Below are 18,733 nucleotides of genomic sequence, written 5' to 3'. Positions count from 1 at the left end.
GAGGTCCCGGTCGTCTTACCTGTTTTTCAGGAGGGAGACCTTCCATTCCCCCTTCCACGGGGGCAGGAGTTCAAAGCTGCGGCTGCTTCCTCCGGGCAGAGGCAGTTCCAGCCGGAAGGCATGCAGCTTCAGTCCTTCGCGGGAGGATTCTCCATACCAGGGGTCCCCGGCGATGGGGTGGCCGCGCAGGGCGAGCTGTACCCGTATCTGATGGGTCCTGCCCGTAAGAAGGCGCACCAGCACAAGGGTATGCTCACGGCCGTGTATGCGCCTTTTTTCAAGAGGGGTGACCACGCAGCGGGCCTCTCTGGCCTCCGCCTCGCCCCGGGAGGCGGCGCGCATATGTTTTGCCTTTTCATCCTTTGCCAGATAGTCGGAGAGTTCCCGCGTTTCGCCATAGGGCCATGCGCCCTCCGTCCATGCCAGGTATTCCTTGCGCGGCGCTTTTCCTCCGCGCCCGGCGAGGGCATCGGTGAGAAGACGCACGGCGGCATAGGTCTTGCCCGCCACGAGCAGGCCCGACGTGTCCTTGTCCAGCCGGTGTACGGGGGCGGGCACGAAATCGGCGCGGGCGCGTTCTCCGGCAAGGCGCGAGGCGATGCTGTCGCTGTGCCCGGTGCCGCCCTGCACGGGAAGCCCCGCTGGCTTGGCGATGACGATCACGTCTTCGTTTTCGAACACGATGTCGAGTCGCCCACCCCGGGGCGCTTCAGGAGCGTGGGGCATGTCCGATTTCGCGCTTCCAGCGGGAAGAGGCTCCGCAAAGGGAGGCACGCGCACGGCATCGCCTTCGTTCAGGCGGTCGAAGGCCTTGGCCCGGCCTCCGTTGACGCGCACCTGACCGGTGCGTATCCAGCGGTGGAAGTCGCTTGAGGGGGCGTTTATGCGGCGCTGAAGAAAGTTGAGCAGCTTCTGCCCCGCTTCCGCCCTGCTGACGAGGAGAGTCCCTGTATTTTTACTGTGTTCCATGGGTGTTGAAAGGTCCTTTCGCAGCGCGTTTCATGCGCCGTGCGCCGAAGAAGCATAAAAGTTTTCCTCTGTTGCGTCCAGATTGCACGGATACGGAAAAAAGGGCATTTTCCCGGAAAGGCGAAAGAAACGACTTGTGTATCCATGGCATTCCTGCTATGTAGAGAGACCTGCCCGATGAGGGCAGAATTCTGTTTGTTAGGTTGGAGGATCCGTATGGCAACTGCCGAAAACATGGAAAACCAGATCGATTCCGAAATGAGCTTCGCGAGCGCGCTCGAAGACTATCTCAACCCCGACATGGGCGACCTTGAAGAAGGTTCCATCGTCAAGGGTGAAGTCGTGCGCGTGGACGACGACACTGTGCTTGTGGACGTGAACTTCAAGTCCGAAGGCCAGATCCCCGCTGAAGAATTTCGGGACGCTCAGGGCAATATAACGGTCAAGGTCGGCGATCGCGTCGATGTGTACGTTGCCCGCAAGAACGAAATGGACGGTACCATCACCCTTTCGTTCGACAAGGCCAAGCGTATGCAGCTGTTTGATCAGCTTGAAGAAGTTCTGGAAAAGAACGGCGTCATCACCGGCACCATCACCCGCCGCATCAAGGGCGGCTACACCGTCGATCTCGGCGGCGTGGAAGCCTTCCTGCCCGGTTCTCATGTCGACCTCCGTCCTGTTCCGGACATGGACGCCCTCGTCAATCAGCAGTACGAATTCCGCGTTCTCAAGATCAACCGCCGCCGCAGCAACGTCATCGTTTCCCGCCGCGTGCTGCTTGAAGAAGAACGCGACACCAAGCGCAGCGCTCTGCTCCAGACCCTGGCCGAAGGCCAGATCGTCAAGGGCAAGGCCAAGAACATCACCGAATACGGCGTGTTCGTCGACCTCGGCGGTCTCGACGGTCTGCTGCACATCACCGACATGTCCTGGAAGCGCATCCGCCATCCTCGCGAAATGGTCTCCCTGGGCCAGGAACTGGAACTCAAGGTTCTTTCCTTCGACAAGGAAAACCAGAAGGTTTCTCTCGGCCTGAAGCAGCTCGTGCCCGATCCCTGGCAGGACATCACCGCCCGCTTCCCCGAAGGCTCCCATCACACCGGCAAGGTGACCAACCTTGTGGACTACGGCGTGTTCGTGGAACTCGAACCCGGCGTGGAAGGCCTTGTGCACATTTCCGAAATGTCCTGGACCCGCAAGCTGCGTCATCCTTCCCAGATGGTGCATCAGGGTGATGAGGTCGAGGTGGTCATCCTCGGCGTGGACAGCGAAAAGAAGCGCATCTCCCTCGGTATGAAGCAGGTCAAGCCCAATCCCTGGGAACTCGTGGGCGAACGCTTCCCCGAAGGCACCGTCATTGAAGGCGTCATCAAGAACATCACCGAATTCGGCATGTTCATCGGTATTGAAGACGGCATCGACGGCCTCATCCATGTGTCCGACATCTCTTGGACCAAGAAGCTGCGTCATCCCGGCGAACTCTACAAGGTCGGCGACGTGGTGCAGGCCAAGGTGCTCACCGTGGATCAGGAGAACGAAAAGTTCACCCTCGGCATGAAGCAGCTCACCGAAGATCCTTGGAGCAGCGTGCCCGCCCGCTATCCCGTGGGCAACATCATCACCGGCACCGTGACCAACGTGACCGACTTCGGCCTGTTCGTGGAAGTGGAAGAAGGCATCGAAGGCCTCATCCATGTGACCGAACTCGGCAAGAAGGTGAAGTCTCCTTCCGAACTCTACAAGGAAGGCGACACCGTGCAGGCCAAGATCATCCATGTGTCCGCCGACGAACGCCGCCTCGGTCTCTCCATCAAGCAGATCAAGGACGACGAAGAACGTCGCAAGCCCAAGGATTATCATTCCGGCGACAACAGCATCAGCCAGACGCTGGGCGACCTTCTCAAGCAGAAGTTCAACGACTAGTTTCTGATTCTCTTTGATGTACGCGGGGCGGAAAGCACAGCTTTCCGCCCCGCTTTTTTTAGGCTATGAGTAGAAAAATGGCGGAATATTCCGCACCCGGCGCGAAAGGCCGCCGACACACTCTGAAGGAAAGGGCGCAGGCCCTCGGAGGTGCCATGAAGCAGCAGGAAATAGAGCGTAAGTTTCTGGTCACGGGAGACGGATGGCGCGGCCTCGGCGACGGCGTGCTGTACCGGCAGGGCTACATCGCCCGCACGCAGGACAGAACGGTACGCGTGCGGGTGGCCGGGGAGAAGGGGTATCTTACCATAAAATACCGCGGCGAGGGCATTGCCCGCAGCGAATTTGAATATGATATCCCTCTGGAGGAGGCGCAGGCGCTTCTCGACGGGCTTGCTCCCGGGGAAATCATTGAAAAGCTGCGCCACACCTTCGAGTATGAGGGCAGCGTGTGGGAAGTGGATGAGTTTCTGGGGGCGAACAGGGGACTCATCGTGGCGGAAATCGAGCTGGATGCCGAAGATCAGGCGTTTTCCCGACCTCCGTGGCTGGGGGAGGAAGTGAGCAAGGTTTCCCGTTATCTCAATGTGGAACTTTCCCGTCTGCCCTATACGGCCTGGAACCAGGAGGAGAAGGAAGGAAAAAATAGCTGAGGGGCGGGGCGAACCATGGCATGATGTGATCGTGGACACAGTTTTTCCGTGTAAAGCTTCCTAGGGTGGAAGCTTCAGAAACTGTTCTCGATGATACCGTGGAGGATGCCATGGGCGAAATGTTTTGTTTTCAGTGCGAACAGACGGCGAAAGGCACGGGCTGCACCGTAAGCGGCGTGTGCGGCAAGAAGCCGGAAACGGCGCATCTTCAGGATGTGCTGGTGGGCGAACTTGCGGCGCTGGCCCGCGTGGCCGTGCGTACGCCCGAACTTGACGAGCTTGTGGAAAACGCGCTGTTCAGCACGCTGACCAATGTGAATTTCGACGACCTTTCTCTTTCCGCCATGGTGCAGAAGGTGCGCCGGATGCGTGTGGAGAGCGGTGCGAAGCAGGCGTATGATCTCAGCCTCGTGTGGAACGCCGGCGAGGATGAGCGAAGCCTGAAATCCCTGCTGCTTTTCGGCCTGAAGGGTATAGCGGCCTATGCCGGCCATGCGCGCACCCTCGGCTCGACCAGCGATGAGGTGTCGGATTTTCTGTACAAGGGGCTGATCCTCATTGCTTCCGAAGCGACGAAGGAAGAGCTCCTCGCCGCAGTCATGGAGGCTGGCAGGATCAATCTCGTCTGCATGGAACTTCTGCACAAGGCCAACAGGACCTACGGCGTGCCTTCTCCCGTCACTGTGTCGCGCACGGTGGAAAAGGGCCCCTTCATCATCGTGACCGGGCATGACCTGCACGATCTGGCTCTCCTGCTGGCACAGACCGAAGGCACGGGAGTCAGCGTCTATACCCACGGGGAGATGCTGCCCGCCCATGCCTACCCTGAACTTAAGAAGTACCCGCATTTCAAGGGGCATTTCGGCACCGCATGGCAGAACCAGCAGAAGGAGTTCGCTTCCGTGCCCGCACCGGTGCTCTTCACCACCAACTGCATCATGCCCGTGAAGGAAAGCTATGCCGACAGGGTGTTCACGACCGGCGTGGTGCAGTACCCCGGGATGCGCCATATCGACGGGGAGAAGGATTTTTCTCCCGTCATTGAAAAGGCTCGGGAACTCGGCGGTTATGCCGAGAATGTCACCTTCCCCGGCATCAACGGCGGCGGGAGCGTGACCACGGGCTTCGGCAGCGAGGCCGTGCTTTCTCATGCGGGAACCATCGTGGAAGCCGTAAAGTCCGGCGCCATACGGCATTTCTTTCTTGTGGGCGGATGCGACGGGGCAAGGCCCGGCCGCAACTACTATACGGAATTCGTGAAGAAGGCTCCCGCCGATACCGTGGTGCTTACCCTGGCCTGCGGCAAATTCCGCTTCAACGACCTGAATATCGGCGAGATAGGCGGTATTCCGCGGCTTCTGGATATGGGCCAGTGCAACGACGCCTACGGAGCCATTCAGGTGGCTCTCGCTCTGGCCGGGGCCTTCGGCTGCGGCGTGAACGATCTGCCGCTGACGCTGGTGCTTTCCTGGTATGAACAGAAGGCCGTGGCCATTCTGCTCACGCTGCTGTACCTCGGCGTGAAGAACATTCGCCTCGGTCCGTCTCTGCCCGCCTTCGTTTCTCCGGCCGTGCTGGAATTTCTGGTGAAGGAATTCGGCATACGGCCCGTTTCCACGCCGGAAGAGGATCTGGCCGCCATACTCGGAAAGTGATCTGCATACGTTCCTGTCTCCGCCTCCCGGAATACGGCCTTTTCCGTGTTCCGGGAGGCCTTTTTTATCTGTCATGACCGAAAGCCCCGCATTCTGTGCGGGGCTTTCGGTCATGGGGAAAATCCGCTAGAATATCTCCTCTCCGCAGGCCGTAAAGAGAAAGTACGGGCCCCATGGACGACGTTTTCGTATGCGGCGTTCTCCGGTTTCTTATGCCGGACGGAGCGAAGAACGGCGGATGCTTTCGGCAGGAAAAGGGCATGGAGAAAAAACAGCACAGGCGCTTTGCAGGCTTCGACCTTGCGCGCAGAAGCGGCAGGACAACCCTTCTCGGAGACGGGCTGGACGGCTGGCTTGCCTCCCACGGCATGCAGGCCCGTCATCACATGCTGACCGCGCTCTGGCAGAACTGGGACATCGTCATGGGCACGGAACTTGCGCCGCTCGCCCATCCTCTGGGGCACAGGGGGAATATTCTGCTTGTGGGTGGAGACGATTCCTGCGCCATGCAGGAGCTTTCCTATGCCGTGCCGGAAATTCTCGAAAGGGTGAACGCCTTCATGGATGAGGAGTACTTCCACAAGGTGGAGCTGCATCTTCTTCTGGGCAGAAATTCCCTGCGCCGTGTGGACATCACCGAGGCGCCGAGTCTTCCGCCTCCGCCCCGTCCTCCGCGCCTCGGTCAGCTGAAGCTGCCCCCGGATTCGCCGCTGGCCGCCTGTTATGAAGCCTATGTGCGCCTGTTCAACGGCGACAAAGAGAAAAAGTAAAGGCCCCGTTCCTGAAGGAAGGGGCCTTTTTTCGCAGGCAGTGCGGATATTTCAGCTCAGATGGAAGTCTTCGCCGAGATAGACCTCGCGGGCCCGGGCGTTGTTCACGATTTCATCGGGAGTGCCGGAAAGGATGATGTTGCCCTGAAACATAAGGTAGGCTCTGTCGCAGATGGAGAGTGTTTCCCTCACGTTGTGGTCGGAAATGAGCACGCCTATGCCGCGTTCCTTGAGACCCCGGATAAGCACCTGAATATCGCCCACGGCGAGGGGGTCGATACCGGCAAAGGGTTCGTCGAGCAGAACGAAGAGCGGATCGCGGATGAGGCAGCGGGCTATTTCCAGGCGGCGGCGTTCACCGCCGGAAAGATAGGAGGCGTAGGATTTTTCCAGTCTGGTGAGACCGAATTCCTCCATGAGCTGATCGGCGCGTTCTTTCTGCTGGGCACGGGAGAGGCCGGTATGCTCAAGAATGATCTGAAGGTTCTGGCGCACGGTGAGTCGGCGGAATACGGAACTTTCCTGCGGCAGGTAGGAAAGTCCCACGCGGGCGCGGCGGTACAGAGGCCATGTGCTTATTTCCTGCCCGTCCAGAAGAACCTTGCCCGCGCTGGGTTTGATGATGCCGGTGATCATGTAGAACGACGTGGTCTTGCCCGCGCCGTTGGGCCCGAGCAGACCCACGATTTCGCCCTGCCGCATGGACACGGAAACTTCGTGGACGACTTCCTTCTGCCCGTAGCGCTTGCACAGGTGTTCGGCGGAAAGCGTGGAACTCATTACTTGCCCTTCTTGTCGTTGGAGGAGAATACGGCATGGACGCGCTGCCTGGGGCTGCCTTCCACGACGCTCCTGTTTTCATTGACGTAGTAGCGGATCACATTGCCTTTGATGGAATTGTCGCCGTCATGCAGCACGGGGTTGCCTTCCAGTACGAGAAGGCTTTTTGCCGAATAGTAGGTGGCCTTCTGTGCGGAGCCGGTCTGCGTTCCGTTCTGGAAGCGCACGTTCTTTTCCGCCACGATGCGGTCGAGGTCGCTCCCTTCCATGGCGGGCGCTGCGGAATTTTTCTCCTTGCCCGCGTCGTTTTTCGACGTGAGGTACAGCGTCAGAAGTTCCGACCACATTTTGAATTCGCCGCGCACGGCTTCCACCCTGCCCTGAAAGACCACGGTGTTCTTGTCGGCGCTGTAGACCATGGTGTCGGCCGTCACGTCCACGGGAAGGTTGCTGTCCCCGCCGGGCATGGGAGCCGCAGCAGCGCAGGTTGCGCAGAACGCGACGATGAGAAGAGAAAGAAGTGCCTTTTTCATGACTGACTTTCCTTTTGCGCGTCTTTTTGCGCGGCGTCGGGGGTATCGGCGCCGGTTGCGCCGTTGGAGGTGTCGCTGTCGGAGGGCGTCCAGCGCATGCAGACGCCCTGTTCGCCCGTCAGGACATTGGTGTTGAGATCCCATACCAGGCGGGACGACGTGCCGGAAAGCGTCGGTCCGGCAAGTTCGGCGCCGTCGGGAAAGGTGAGGGTGCGGCTGGTGTTGAGAAAGACGGCAAGATCGCCCGTGAGTACGTTTTCCTCATAGGTGGCCTGTACTTCGCCGGACATGGAAACCTTCTGGTTGCCGTCCTCCACCCGACCTACATTCGAGGTGGCGCGGATGATGCGAGTCTCTCCGCCTTCGGCGTTTTCCAGCATATAGCGTATATCGGGGTCACGCACGGTAATGGCGCCGGATTCCTGGTTCAGCGTGGCCCAGTCGGCGTTGAGTTCAAAGCTCTTGCGGCCTTCGTGCCCCTGCGAAAGCATGATGCCGCGCACGGCAAGATCCACCGTGTTCTTCACTTCTTCCGGCGGGTCGGAAAGCAGCTTGTTCAGGTCGGCGGAGCGCACCACGTTTTCCAGAGCTTCCAGCGCCTGGCGGGTTTTCCAGCTCTGCCAGCCGTACCAGATGCCCCATACGGCCGCGCCCGCAACGATGAGGGCAAGGGTTCTGCGCAGGGAATCGTTCATACCTTGGCCGGTCCTGTAGCGGCGGTCCACAGATCTGCGGGATTTCTGCCGTCCATGCGGGCGGCGAGCAGAAATTCCACGGCCTCGCGCACGGCGCCTTCCCCGCCTCTGGCGGCGGTGATGTAGAGCGCTTCCTTCTTCACCTGGGTTACGGCGTTGGCCACGGCCATGGGCATACCCACGCTGCGCATGGGATCAAGGTCGATCCAGTCGTCGCCGAGGTAGGCCATCTCTTCGCGGGCAAGGCCGTATTTCTTCCGTATGTCCTCAAGCTTGGGCAGCTTGGATTCGAAGCCCGCGTAATAGTCCTTCACGCCGAGCTGCGACATTCTGGCCAGAACGCAGGGATCGTTTCTGCCCGTGATGATGCCGACGCCTATGCCAGCGCGCAGCGCGGTCTTGATGCCGATGCCGTCCTGGGAGTTGAAGCATTTCAGGGGATGTCCGTTTTCCTGAAAGTACAGTTTGCCGTCGGTGCATACGCCGTCGACGTCGAGCACGAGAAAGCGGACTTTCGCGGCCGCTTGAAGCACGTCCTCATGGGCGGGAGTGCCGGGAATATTCGAAAAGGGAGCAAGAGGAGAGGGCATGGTATTCTCGCTTGGCAGGCAGATGTGGGAAAGGGCGGAAGGGCCCTTCCGTACAGGAAAATAGCCTGAAATTTCCGTTCCGTCAAAAATGAAGAAAGCCGTTTTTCTGCCGCGCAGGAACGGCCGTATTCCGTGTTTCTCACGATCGTCCGGCCGGGGGATCTTGCCAGAGTCTGCCATATTTTTTATTCTGCCCGGAATCGTATGCAGGGCGTGTTGCGCCTGCAGCGTGTCCGACCACAGTTTCTTTGAGGGAAAACGGTATGATTCATTGCGCCATCTGCTTTCATGATTCCGGTACCATGTACAAAACGGTGTACTGCGCGCTGCTTTCCTGTTTTGAAAACACGTCGGAACAGGTGCATGTGCACGCGCTCATCGACGAGTCCGTCAGGCCGTACAGGCATTTTCTGGAAGAGCTTTGCGCTTCCTTCCATCATGAAATCACCTTCTATGATCAGGTGAACGTTCCCAGAGACATCGTGAATATGTTCCCCGGGCAGACCGTGGGCATGTACACCGAGGCCAGCCTCTTCCGCATGTGCCTGCACGAACAGCTGCCCGAAGAGGTGGAAAAGGTCGTCTACTTCGACTGCGACATCATTTTTGAGCGCGACATTGCGGATTTGTGGAATATGGAGCTGGGCAACGCCTGGATGATAGCCGCCCATGACCCGGAAAGGGTGTGGTCGGCCCGCAAGAAGAAGTATTATCTCGGGGCGCTGGGTATCGAGGAGAGCCGTTACTTCAACAGCGGCGTGCTCCTCATGAATCTGAAGGCGCTGCGCGAGGCGTCGAAGGAAGAAAACGTGTTCTGGCGGGCCTACCGCCGGGGGGCGAAGATGTTTGCCGGACTGCCCTTTACCGTGTTCGATCAGGATCTGCTCAATTACATGCTCGCCGGCGACAGGGAAAAGCTGAAGCTTGTCGACGCTTCGTTCAACTATGAGCTCTGCCTTTTTGACCGGCGTTTTCTGCGCCTGAAGGAAATGGAAGGCAGAATTCTGCATTTTCCCTCGCTCAAGCCGTGGCAGAAGTTCTTTCCCGCGCAGCTCGCCTACTGGAAATACTATATCAGAACTCCCTGGCGCGACGAGGCGCTGCCCATGATCGAAGAGCGCATGTTCGACAAGAAGGACAGAATATGGCCCGTGCTCCTCTGGATATGGCGCAGGCATGAATCCCTGCGCTGGCTGGCCCGTCTGCGCGGTGCGCGGTAGCATGTTTCCAGGTCTTTCCGCCGTGATGCGGAAGGCATGAACAAAAAAAGCCTTCGGGAAACCGAAGGCTTTTTTTGCTGCCGTTCTGCGGCATGAGAAGGCTACAGATCGAGGATGACCTTGCAGGCCACGGCCACCTGATAGAGAATTTCGGAAACTTCCTTCACCGCCTGCATGTTCTTGGAATCCACGCGGGGCAGAACGAGTATCTGATCGCCGGGAAGTACCTTTTTCGCCTTGGGCGTCACTTCCCCGTCGGGGTGCACCACAAGGATGTTGGAGGTATCGGCCCTGTTGCTGAAGCCGCCCGCGCTCCTGATGTAGTCTTCCATGTCGCGCTTTTCGTTCCACACCACGGCCTGGGGCATGATGACTTCGCCGCTGATCATGACCACGTCCGTTTTTTCGGGAATGACGATGACGTCGCCGTTTTCCAGCGCGATGTCGGCGATTTTACCGCCGCTGCCCACCACCACGATGCCTTCCGGTTCCACCTTGCGGGCGCGGTCGATGAAGCTGGAGAGCATTTCCGCTTCCTTGGCGCGGATCTGCGCCTCGTCGTTGCTGGAGGAGGTGGCGGTATAGGCGTTGTGTTCCAGGCGGTTCAGGGCGTCTTCAATGGCCTTTTTCTGCTGCTTGGCCGTGCTGATGCGCTTGATGTAGAGGCCGGAGATGTTTGCCCTGTCCGGGTCCACGGAAATGTAGCTCAACACTTCCTGAAGACGCGCGTTGCGCCGTACGGGGAAACGGGAGGAACCGAGAATGGCGCCCTGTGCCTCCACCATGATGGTGCTGCCCGTGGTATCGGCCAGAAAACGCACCTGGTCGTCGTTGGCAAGACGCAGCCGGTTGAAATCCTTGATGGAAAGGTACTGATTGTAGGGCACGCCGTCTCTGAAGCCGGAAATGCTTACATGGGAGGCGCGGGAGTTGGGATCGGCCAGGCGCACCAGAGCTTCGCCCGTCATCTTGCCTTTTTCAAATTCGAAGCGGGCGGCGTTGCGTACTTCCCCGCTTGCGGTGACCGTGGGGCCCTTTTCCGCCACGACCACGGTATCGCCGTCCTGAAAGCGTATGGAGGGAATGCGGCCGTAAAGAATGAAGGGGTAGAGATCCGCCGTGGCTATGGGCTGCTGATTCCTGAGCACGCGGATGTCACGGTAGCTGCCGCGCCGCGAGTCGATGCCGCCCGCCTTGTCGAGGAAGGAAAGAACATTGTCGGAGGCCATGCCCGCGTAGCTTCCGGGGTGATTCACAAATCCGGTGACGAACACGGAAATGTTCTGGGTATCCAGAGGGCGGGCATAGACCTGCACGTCGCTGATGCCGGAAACATTCAGTTTGCTGATGATGGACTGCTGAAGCTGGGCGGCATCGTTCCGTGGCAGGCCCGCAAGGGGAATGCTGCCGATTTCGGGCAGATCCAAGGTTCCGTCCGGCGAAACCGTGAACACATCGTCGAGGGTACGGCCTCCCCACATGCGCACGAGAATACGGTCGCCGCTCTGTATGGTTCCAGACGCATTGCCGGAGGAGAAGTTGCCCTGGAACAGGTTGCTGCCGAAGGGAAGATTTTCCTGAGAGGAAGAGGACGAGGAGGAAACCGCCGTAGCGGTGGCCGTGGCGGTGGCCGTCGCCGTGCTGGTGGCTTCGGCGGCCGGGGCCTGAGAGACGAGCGAAAGGCTCAGAAGAAGAAAAAGAACGAAGACGCGCAAAACAGAACTCCTGCCCGAAGGCTGGAAAGAAAAAACGGGCAATTATGCGGGAAAACGGGGATCAGTCCAGTCCGCGCCCCCAGACGCGGGGCATGAGCTCCCAGCTTTCGCCCTGGCGGCAGAGAACGACGATTTCCGCTTCGTGGGGAGGACGGCTGACCACGGCCCTGCGGCAGTCGCGCCCGGTGGCGGAGGTGAAGGAATCTTCGACCATGACATCCACCAGACCGCCGAAGGAGGGATCGTCGATGGAGGCCTGCGCCCCCTTGTTGTTCATGGAAATGAACTGGGCCACGGGAGAGAGGGGCGTTTCCGGCATGGAGGCTTCGGGCGCAGGGGCGCTGCCGAAGGGATTGGCAAGACAGCCGCCCAGAAGAAGGCAGAGGGCGGCGGTGAAGACGGGAATGATGCGCATGGGAATATCCTTAGGGAGCATTTTCGCGGAAATTCCGCGAAAAGAATATATGTCCGCTTCCCTTTCCCTGTCCAGAGGGGGCGGGGCGGCCGTGCCGCAGTCTCGGCCGTGCCGGAAAGACGGAACCTGTTGCGGATGCTCAATACCACAAGGCCAAAAAGCTGGAAACAGTTTGGAAAAATATTTTATTTCCAATAATATCAAAGGGATTTTTATTTTTTGCATTGGCCGCCTGTTCTCTGGAGAGGGCGTCGTCAGTCTTTGTCGCGCAGATACCAGTTCCAGGCGTCGCGGATGATTTCCTCCACACCCGAGTGCCCGGGTTTCCAGCCGAGAACGGCCAGAGCGCGGGAGGCGTCGGCCACGAGGCAGGGCGGGTCTCCCGCACGGCGGGGACCCATGGTGCAGGGCAGGGTACGCCCGGTCACCTTTTCTGCTGCGTGCAGGATCTGTTTTACGGAAAGACCGGTGCCCGTGCCGAGATTCAGGGCTTCGCCCTCGCCGTCGCGGCAGGAGACCAGGCGTTCCACGGCCCGGATATGGGCCGCGGCCAGATCGCGCACATGAATGTAGTCGCGGATGCACGTTCCGTCCGGCGTGGGGTAATCGTCGCCCATCACATGAAAATCGTTGAGCTTGCCGTCCAGAGCCATGAGGGCTCGGGGAATGAGGTGGGTTTCCGGCGTATGGCGTTCTCCGGTTTCCCCATCGGGGTCGCCCCCTGCGGCGTTGAAGTAGCGCAGCGCCGTCCAGGAAATACCGTGAGCGCGGGCGAAGTCGGCCAGCATGCGTTCCATGAAAAGTTTGGTCTCCCCATAGGGATTGATGGGATCGGCCGGGCATGACTCCGTAATGGGCATGACGCCGGGCACGCCGTACACCGCGGCGGAGCTTGAGACCACGATGTTGCGCACGCCGGTGTCGCGCATGGCTTCCAGCAGGCTCAGGGTTCCCCCCACGTTGTTGCGGAGGTATTTGCCCGGGTTCTGTACGGATTCGCCCACCTGCGAAAAGGCCGCGAAGTGTATGACGCCGTCCGGGCGGACGCTTTTCATGCAGGCGCGCAGGCGCTCTCCATCCAGAATATCCCCCTCAAACAGAGGACCCCACTTCACGAGATCGCGGTGTCCGGTGGAAAGATTGTCGTATACGGTGACGTTGTGCCCCGCATGGGCCAGAGCCTTGCTGGTGCAGCTGCCGATATAGCCGGCTCCGCCGGTGACGAGAATGTTCATGACGTACTCCGCTGTGGTCGGCCGACGCGGGGCGCGGCGGCGTTTCGGAAGCAGTATAGCGGGAAGGAAAATCAAAGAAAAGGGGAACGTTGCGGCCTGCTTTCGTTTCGAACTCTGCGGGACGGGCCGCCCGCTGCCGGGCGGCCGGGAACAGTTCGTCTTGAAAGTCCTTGTCAGTCCTTGCGTTTTTTTTCCGTGCCTATGCGGCTGCCCACGTCGTCCACGGCCTGTATGATGGTGACGGTGTCGAGGTGTGCGTAACGCATGGTGATGCGCGGGTCGTGGTGACCGAGAATCTTCTGCACCTCATAGAGGGAATGGCCGGAGTTGATGAGCAGGCTTGCAAAGGTATGGCGCAGATCGTGCAGGCGCACGTTGTTCAGCCCGAGCCTGCCCCGTATGGTGTTCCATGCATAGAAGAGCGAACTCATGTGCCGCTGTCCTTCGGCGTCGCCCGGGAATATCCATTTGCCGTTGCGGGGCAGGCTGTTCAGTACGGAAAGAGCCTCGTGGGAAAGGGGGATGTAACGGGTTTTGCCCGACTTGGAGAGCGGTACCTTGAGAAGGCGGAGGGAAAAATCCACATGCCCCCACTGGGCGGAAAGCACTTCGTTGCGGCGCGCCCCGGTGAACAGCAGAAGCTTGATGGCCGCCGCCGTAGTGGGGTTGGGCCAGCGGTCGAGTTCCTGAAGTACCTTGCGGGCGTCGTTTTCCGAAAGGTAACATGCCCGGGAGGGGCCTTCGGACAGCGCCCGCACATGGCGGCAGGGATTTTTGCCCTCGGGCAGCAGTTCCCAGCGTATGGCGCAGTTGAACAGACTTTTCAACAGAGAATAGGCCCTGTTGCAGGAAGCCTGCGAAAGCCCCGTTTCCAGCATGTGTTCCTGCCAGGCCAGAACGTCCGCCGTGTCGACGCTGTCCATGGGGCGGTTGCGGAAACGGGGGTAGAGGTACTGTTCGATGAGCCGCTTGTCCAGTCGCCAGCTTCTTTTCTTGACCTTGGCATAGGGAAGATAGTGGGTGTTCACAAATTCCTGGAACAGATTGCGGCCTTTGTCCCGGGCATGGGGATTCCAGGCCGAAAGCATGGAGGAAAGCATTTTGGCCCGCTGCCTGCTCTGCTGCGTGCTGGTCTGCGACGCGCTTCCGAGAAAGTACGAGGTCATGTGCCCATCCATGTTTTTCCGCAGGCTGAAGTGCCAGCCCAGCTCCTGCGTGAATTCCAGGCAGAAGCCGGACAGGTCGGTATCCTCATACCGGGTTTCTTCGCCGGGATCAGTGGCGATGCAGTTCGTGACAAAATGGGTGGTCAGATACTGATTCATGATGCCCTCCTATGGGTTGCAGTTCCATAAGGTGGCAGAATTTGTTATTTTTTCGAACAGCCCTCAGCAGGCGCAAAATTTTTTCGACGAGGGGTAAGGTCTTTTTCGTACTGTCAGTTTTAAGAAAGGATGCAACATGATTTCTCCCATGATGTCAGTTTGCGGCATGAGTGTCTTATACTGTCAGTTTAATATGCGGGCAAGCGGAAACGCGGTGCGGAAAGCGTCAGGAAAGGAGCGCTTCCTCCATGAGACGGGCGGTGCGGGCCGCCCCTCCCTGCCGGGGAGCAAGCCACGCCTGGAATTCGCGGCGGACGCTTGCTCTGTCTCGGGCGGAGGCGGCCTGCCTGATCATGATGTCGATGACTTCCCGGGGGGTATGGGCCACGTGCAGAAGGCCCGCTTCCTCGAGGGAGGGCATGGAGGAATCCCCCGTGCCCATGGCCCAGAGGAAGTTGTGGGCCGAAGGGCCTATGCAGGGCACGCGTCCTGCGGAGAGAGCCTCAAGGAAGTTCTGCCCGCCCTGGCCGAAGCTGCCGCCCACGAATACGGCGCGCGCCGAGGCGTACAGCCCGGGCAGATCGCCGAAATGATCCCATATCAGCACGCGCCTGCGCGGCAGAATGCGGCCGGGGGGAAGCTCCGAGGCGAGCAGAGGCATGAGGGCGAGGTCTTCCAGCACGCTTTTCCAGGTACCCACACGGTGCAGATGCCGGGGCACGATGATGACGGCCGCATTGGGCACGGCTCTGTACAGACGGGAAAGCTGGCCGGGAATGCGCGTTTCTTCGCACTGGCGTACCGAGGCGAACAGGAATACGGGATCGCTGCCGCCCGGAGCGGAGCTATGTTCGGAAAGCGGAAGGGAAAGATTGTCCGCCGCAAGATCGAACTTGATGTTGGGCATGACATCCGCCGGACAGGGAAAGATGTCGGCGAACATCTTTTTGTCGTAGCGGGAGACGGCATGGATGGAGGAAGGCGCGATATCGGCCATGAGAGCGGGGAATATCTTGCCGAAGTGTGCCGTGGAACTGTTGATGCGCCCGTTGAAGACGTGCACGGGAACGGATTTTTCCCGGCAGGCGGCCATGAGAGCCGGCCACAGTTCCGTTTCCAGCAGGGCCACGAGGCGGGGAGAAGCCAGAGATACGGCTTTTCTCACGATGTCGGGCTCATCGAAGGGGGCAAAGCGTACGAGCATGGTAAGCTGCGGATGACTTTCCCGCAGGGAGGGAAGCGCCGCTTCCAGCACGTCGCGCCCCTGTCTGGTCCAGGTGGTCACAAGGACGCGCAGAGGGATATCGGCGCCGAGATTCCGGCAGACGGCCACGGCAAGGCGTGCTTCGCCGCCTGAGGCGGCCTGAATCCAGATATCCACGCCGTGCCCGCCGGAGGGCGGGGCATCTTTTTCCAGCCAGTCGTCGGGAACCAGGCGTTCATTCCAGCCGTCGGCAAGGCGCGGGCTGCGCTTCAGAAAAGGGCGCGCCAGCTTCCAGAGCGCACGGTACGCGCGGAAGAAAGGACGTTGGAAAAGAGATACTGACATAAAATCCTCTCCGGTCACTATGCTATAGATGTCTGAGTGATGCAAGTTCTTCCCGCCTTTGAGGAGGGAGACGGAAAGGGGCACGGCGGCGCAGTTTTCCGAAAACCGGTTGGGAAACGGCAGAGCCGTATCGGATGCATGGTCCGTAAGAAAAAGGGCGTCTTCCGCGGGGCTTTTTCCCGGTCGGAAGGTTTCCTGATGCGGAAGATGGGAAACTTCCGGCCGGAAAGGGGAGCTTTGTATGATGCGGCGTTTTTCCATGTGCGCCTGCAGCAGGCACGAAAAAAGGCGGACCTTGCGGCCCGCCTTTTCTTATGGGAGATGATGGGGGATCAGAACTTCTCTTCGTCGCCGCGCTTGCGCAGAGCGGTGTGGCCGCCGGAGGAGTTCACGGTTTCAATGCCCATGGCGCGCAGCTTGAGCTGGGCTTCGTAGGCGCGGGTACCGGTGTTGCACACGAGGGCCACGGGACGATCGGCGGGGATTTCCTTGGCCGCGCGGGCGTTGAACTCTTCCAGCGGCAGGGAGAGGTACTGGCCGGGATGGCGCTCTTCAATGGGCTTGCCGGCCTTGGCGGGACGGATGTCCACGAAGAGGTAGTTGTTTTCGTCGCGTTTTTCCCACAGATCCACGAATTCATCGGGAGTGATGGCGTTGTGGTAGCCGCTCACGACGTTGTCGGCCACGTTGCCGGCAGCGTTGATCACATCCATGGCGGAGGCGAAGGGCGGCGCGTAGCAGACTTCGAGGTTGGAGAGATCGTTCAGCGTGGGACGGGACACCTGAAGCATGGCGGCCACAGCGTCGGTACGGGCCTTCACGGCGGAACCGTCGGTGCTCATGCCCTGGATGCCCAGCACGCGGCGGGACTGCTTGTCCACCACCACGTTGATGCTGGTGTTGGTGTGGCCGGGATAGAAGTGGGCCTTGTCGGAACCTTCCATGCTCACTTCAATGGCGTCGAAGCCGGCGGTGCGGGCCTGATGCAGGGTAAGACCGGCGCCGGAGGCATACATCTTGTTGAGCTTCACGCACCAGGAACCCACCACGCCTTCGAAGGTAGCCTGACCGCCGGCGAGGTTGGTGCCGATGACGCGGCCCTGCCTGTTGGCCATGGAGCCGAGGGGCAGGTAGGAAAGATCGCCGGAAATGAGGTTGCGCACCACGACCACGTCGCCGCCGGCGTAGATGTCGGGGTCGGAGGTCTGCATGTGGGTGTTCACCATGATGCCGCCGCGGGGATGGCAGGCGATGCCGGCGTCGGCGGCGATCTTGGAGTTGGGAGTCACGCCGATGGAGAAGATGACTTCGTCGGCGTCGATGGTGCGCTTGTTGGTCACCACCTGGCAGACCGCTCCGTCCTTGCCCTTGAGTTCCTTCACGCTTTCACCGGTGAGCACGGTGATGCCCATTTCTTCCAGGTCGTGCTTGGCGATCTGGCCGAAGTTGTAGCACAGCTGCGCGGGCAGAACCTGGTTGAGCATTTCGATGACGGTGACCTTGATGCCCCACATGTCGGCCAGAGCCACGGCCATTTCCAGACCGATGAAGCCGGCGCCGATGATGACGGCGTGGTTGATGCGGCGGGCGGCGCACTGTTCCTGAATGGCCTTGGCTGCTTCAAGGCAGGTCACGGAGGTGACGTTCTTCAGATCCGTGCCGGGGATGGGAGGAATGCGGGGGCTGCTGCCCGTGGCGATGACCAGCTTGTCGTAGGGCATGTCGCTCTTTTCGCCGGTCTGCGTATTTTCCACGGTAACGGTCTTTTCCTTGCGGTTGATGGAAAGGGCACGCATGTGGCAGATGGCGTTGACGCCCTTGAGTTCCTTGAAGAAGGCTTCGTCGCGCACGACGCCGGCGTTGGTGGTGCGCAGGCCGTTCATCTGAGGCACGTCGCCGCCCACGAAGTAGGGAATGCCGCAGCCGCCGTAGGAGATGTAGGTACCCTGATCAATCATGGTGATGTTGCTTTCGGGCATGAGGCGCTTGGCGCGGGCGGCAGCCTTGGGGCCGAGGGCGACGCCGCCGATGATGAGAATATTGGGAGCCATGTGTAAAAACCTCCAGAGAATAAAGGTTCGTTTCGCAGCAAAAAAACTATCGCCCGATACTTTATCAGCAAGTTGTCGGAAAAGGCAAGATAATTACGCACGCCCGCGGGCTCTTCACAAATTCTTTTGCTGCGGCCGTGCAGGATGAAAAGTGGATAAATAAAGTTAATTCAGCATATTGATATGTATTTTTCTGCCGGAAAATCTCTTTGTTAAATGCTGTGGGCGCAAGGTTCACATTCAGGAGAGCTTCTTTTTCCTGCCGGGGAAGCGCGTTTTTCTCCGGTGGGAGGCCGGGAGTCTCCAACAGCCTGTTCCTTTTGAGAAAAGGCAAGTTCTTTTTTTATCAAAGAGAAAAAAGGGGTGCAATGCCGTCTTTCGGCGGCGAAGACGCGTCATGGCGGAGCAAGTCTTCACAAAGTGAAGGCGACGAAGCGGAAAAAAGAGAAAAACATATGTGAAACTGGCAGGTTGAGGAGAAGGCAAAAAGAAGCGTGCCTGTGGCCATGCTTATGCGAACATGCATAGGTTGGCGGAAGATTTTTAGTAAAAAAAATAAATAAATACAATAGAATAATGATAGCTTGCCCTTCTAGCTTATGCCGATACGCATAATATGCATATCAGCATAAGGCTGCAAAATAAAATATAAAAA

At 59.3% G+C, this 18,733-nt stretch carries 17 protein-coding genes; 5 read left to right on the top strand and 12 right to left on the bottom strand.

Annotated elements, in window-relative coordinates; genetic code table 11:
• Positions 1–15 precede the first annotated feature (15 nt).
• The gene (locus tag CZ345_RS01940; RefSeq protein ID WP_077071513.1) at positions 16–969 is read right to left on the bottom strand and encodes an RluA family pseudouridine synthase; all 954 of its coding nucleotides are present in this window, start codon (positions 967–969) and stop codon (positions 16–18) included.
• A 216-nt stretch (positions 970–1,185) separates the two neighbouring features.
• Between CZ345_RS01940 and CZ345_RS01935 the strand changes: the two genes are divergently transcribed.
• From CZ345_RS01935 to CZ345_RS01920, 4 genes are all read left to right on the top strand, one after another.
• Positions 1,186–2,892 (top strand): 30S ribosomal protein S1, encoded by a 1,707-nt coding sequence (locus tag CZ345_RS01935; protein ID WP_077071512.1) that lies wholly within the window; start codon positions 1,186–1,188, stop codon positions 2,890–2,892.
• Between the two features lie 155 nt (positions 2,893–3,047).
• On the top strand, positions 3,048–3,545 hold the full coding sequence (locus CZ345_RS01930; RefSeq protein WP_077071620.1) for a CYTH domain-containing protein: 498 nt from the start codon (positions 3,048–3,050) through the stop codon (positions 3,543–3,545).
• A 119-nt stretch (positions 3,546–3,664) separates the two neighbouring features.
• Entirely contained in the window at positions 3,665–5,200 is a 1,536-nt protein-coding gene (gene hcp, locus CZ345_RS01925; RefSeq protein WP_077071619.1) for a hydroxylamine reductase, read from the top strand.
• Positions 5,201–5,460: 260 nt separating this feature from the next.
• Entirely contained in the window at positions 5,461–5,970 is a 510-nt protein-coding gene (locus CZ345_RS01920) for a DciA family protein (protein ID WP_083717077.1), read from the top strand.
• 51 nt (positions 5,971–6,021) lie between these two features.
• Here CZ345_RS01920 and lptB read toward each other — a convergent pair whose 3' ends face one another.
• The 4 genes from lptB to CZ345_RS01900 are packed head-to-tail and all read right to left on the bottom strand — an operon-like array spanning position 6,022 to position 8,568.
• Complete coding sequence (gene lptB / locus CZ345_RS01915) at positions 6,022–6,750, bottom strand: LPS export ABC transporter ATP-binding protein (RefSeq protein WP_077071511.1); 729 nt, start codon at positions 6,748–6,750, stop codon at positions 6,022–6,024.
• Positions 6,750–7,283: a lipopolysaccharide transport periplasmic protein LptA gene (gene lptA / locus CZ345_RS01910; protein WP_077071510.1), complete on the bottom strand. Its 534-nt coding sequence runs from the start codon at positions 7,281–7,283 to the stop codon at positions 6,750–6,752. The genes lptB and lptA overlap by 1 nt, the downstream gene beginning before the upstream one ends.
• Positions 7,280–7,978, bottom strand: coding sequence for an LPS export ABC transporter periplasmic protein LptC (gene lptC / locus CZ345_RS16450; RefSeq protein ID WP_077071509.1), 699 nt, complete (start codon positions 7,976–7,978; stop codon positions 7,280–7,282). Before lptC ends, lptA begins: the two co-directional genes overlap by 4 nt.
• Positions 7,975–8,568 carry a KdsC family phosphatase gene (locus CZ345_RS01900; RefSeq protein WP_083717076.1) on the bottom strand — a complete coding sequence of 198 codons (594 nt, stop codon included), beginning with the start codon at positions 8,566–8,568 and terminating at the stop codon, positions 7,975–7,977. The genes lptC and CZ345_RS01900 overlap by 4 nt, the downstream gene beginning before the upstream one ends.
• A gap of 263 nt (positions 8,569–8,831) precedes the next feature.
• Here CZ345_RS01900 and CZ345_RS01895 point away from each other — a divergent pair, with 263 nt between their 5' ends.
• A complete protein-coding gene (locus CZ345_RS01895; protein WP_077071508.1) occupies positions 8,832–9,788 on the top strand; it encodes a glycosyltransferase family 8 protein in 957 nt (318 codons plus the stop codon).
• A gap of 101 nt (positions 9,789–9,889) precedes the next feature.
• On the opposite strand, the gene CZ345_RS01890 is transcribed toward CZ345_RS01895, so the two are convergent.
• From CZ345_RS01890 to CZ345_RS16445, 7 genes are all read right to left on the bottom strand, one after another.
• Positions 9,890–11,503: a polysaccharide biosynthesis/export family protein gene (locus CZ345_RS01890; protein WP_077071507.1), complete on the bottom strand. Its 1,614-nt coding sequence runs from the start codon at positions 11,501–11,503 to the stop codon at positions 9,890–9,892.
• Positions 11,504–11,564: 61 nt separating this feature from the next.
• A complete protein-coding gene (locus CZ345_RS01885; RefSeq protein ID WP_077071506.1) occupies positions 11,565–11,918 on the bottom strand; it encodes a DVU3141 family protein in 354 nt (117 codons plus the stop codon).
• 254 nt (positions 11,919–12,172) lie between these two features.
• The gene (gene galE, locus CZ345_RS01880) at positions 12,173–13,153 is read right to left on the bottom strand and encodes a UDP-glucose 4-epimerase GalE (RefSeq protein WP_077071505.1); all 981 of its coding nucleotides are present in this window, start codon (positions 13,151–13,153) and stop codon (positions 12,173–12,175) included.
• A 173-nt stretch (positions 13,154–13,326) separates the two neighbouring features.
• The gene (locus tag CZ345_RS01875; protein WP_077071504.1) at positions 13,327–14,478 is read right to left on the bottom strand and encodes a tyrosine-type recombinase/integrase; all 1,152 of its coding nucleotides are present in this window, start codon (positions 14,476–14,478) and stop codon (positions 13,327–13,329) included.
• A gap of 226 nt (positions 14,479–14,704) precedes the next feature.
• On the bottom strand, positions 14,705–16,027 hold the full coding sequence (locus CZ345_RS01870) for a 3-deoxy-D-manno-octulosonic acid transferase (protein ID WP_162274908.1): 1,323 nt from the start codon (positions 16,025–16,027) through the stop codon (positions 14,705–14,707).
• Between the two features lie 332 nt (positions 16,028–16,359).
• On the bottom strand, positions 16,360–18,078 hold the full coding sequence (locus CZ345_RS01865) for an FAD-dependent oxidoreductase (protein WP_077071502.1): 1,719 nt from the start codon (positions 18,076–18,078) through the stop codon (positions 16,360–16,362).
• A gap of 64 nt (positions 18,079–18,142) precedes the next feature.
• The gene (locus tag CZ345_RS16445; RefSeq protein ID WP_144277203.1) at positions 18,143–18,385 is read right to left on the bottom strand and encodes a hypothetical protein; all 243 of its coding nucleotides are present in this window, start codon (positions 18,383–18,385) and stop codon (positions 18,143–18,145) included.
• Positions 18,386–18,733: the final 348 nt, after the last annotated feature.

This window comes from Mailhella massiliensis (genome assembly GCF_900155525.1).
Classification (GTDB): Bacteria; Desulfobacterota; Desulfovibrionia; order Desulfovibrionales; family Desulfovibrionaceae; genus Mailhella; species Mailhella massiliensis.
This window is presented reverse-complemented; position numbering and strand designations above follow the sequence as displayed.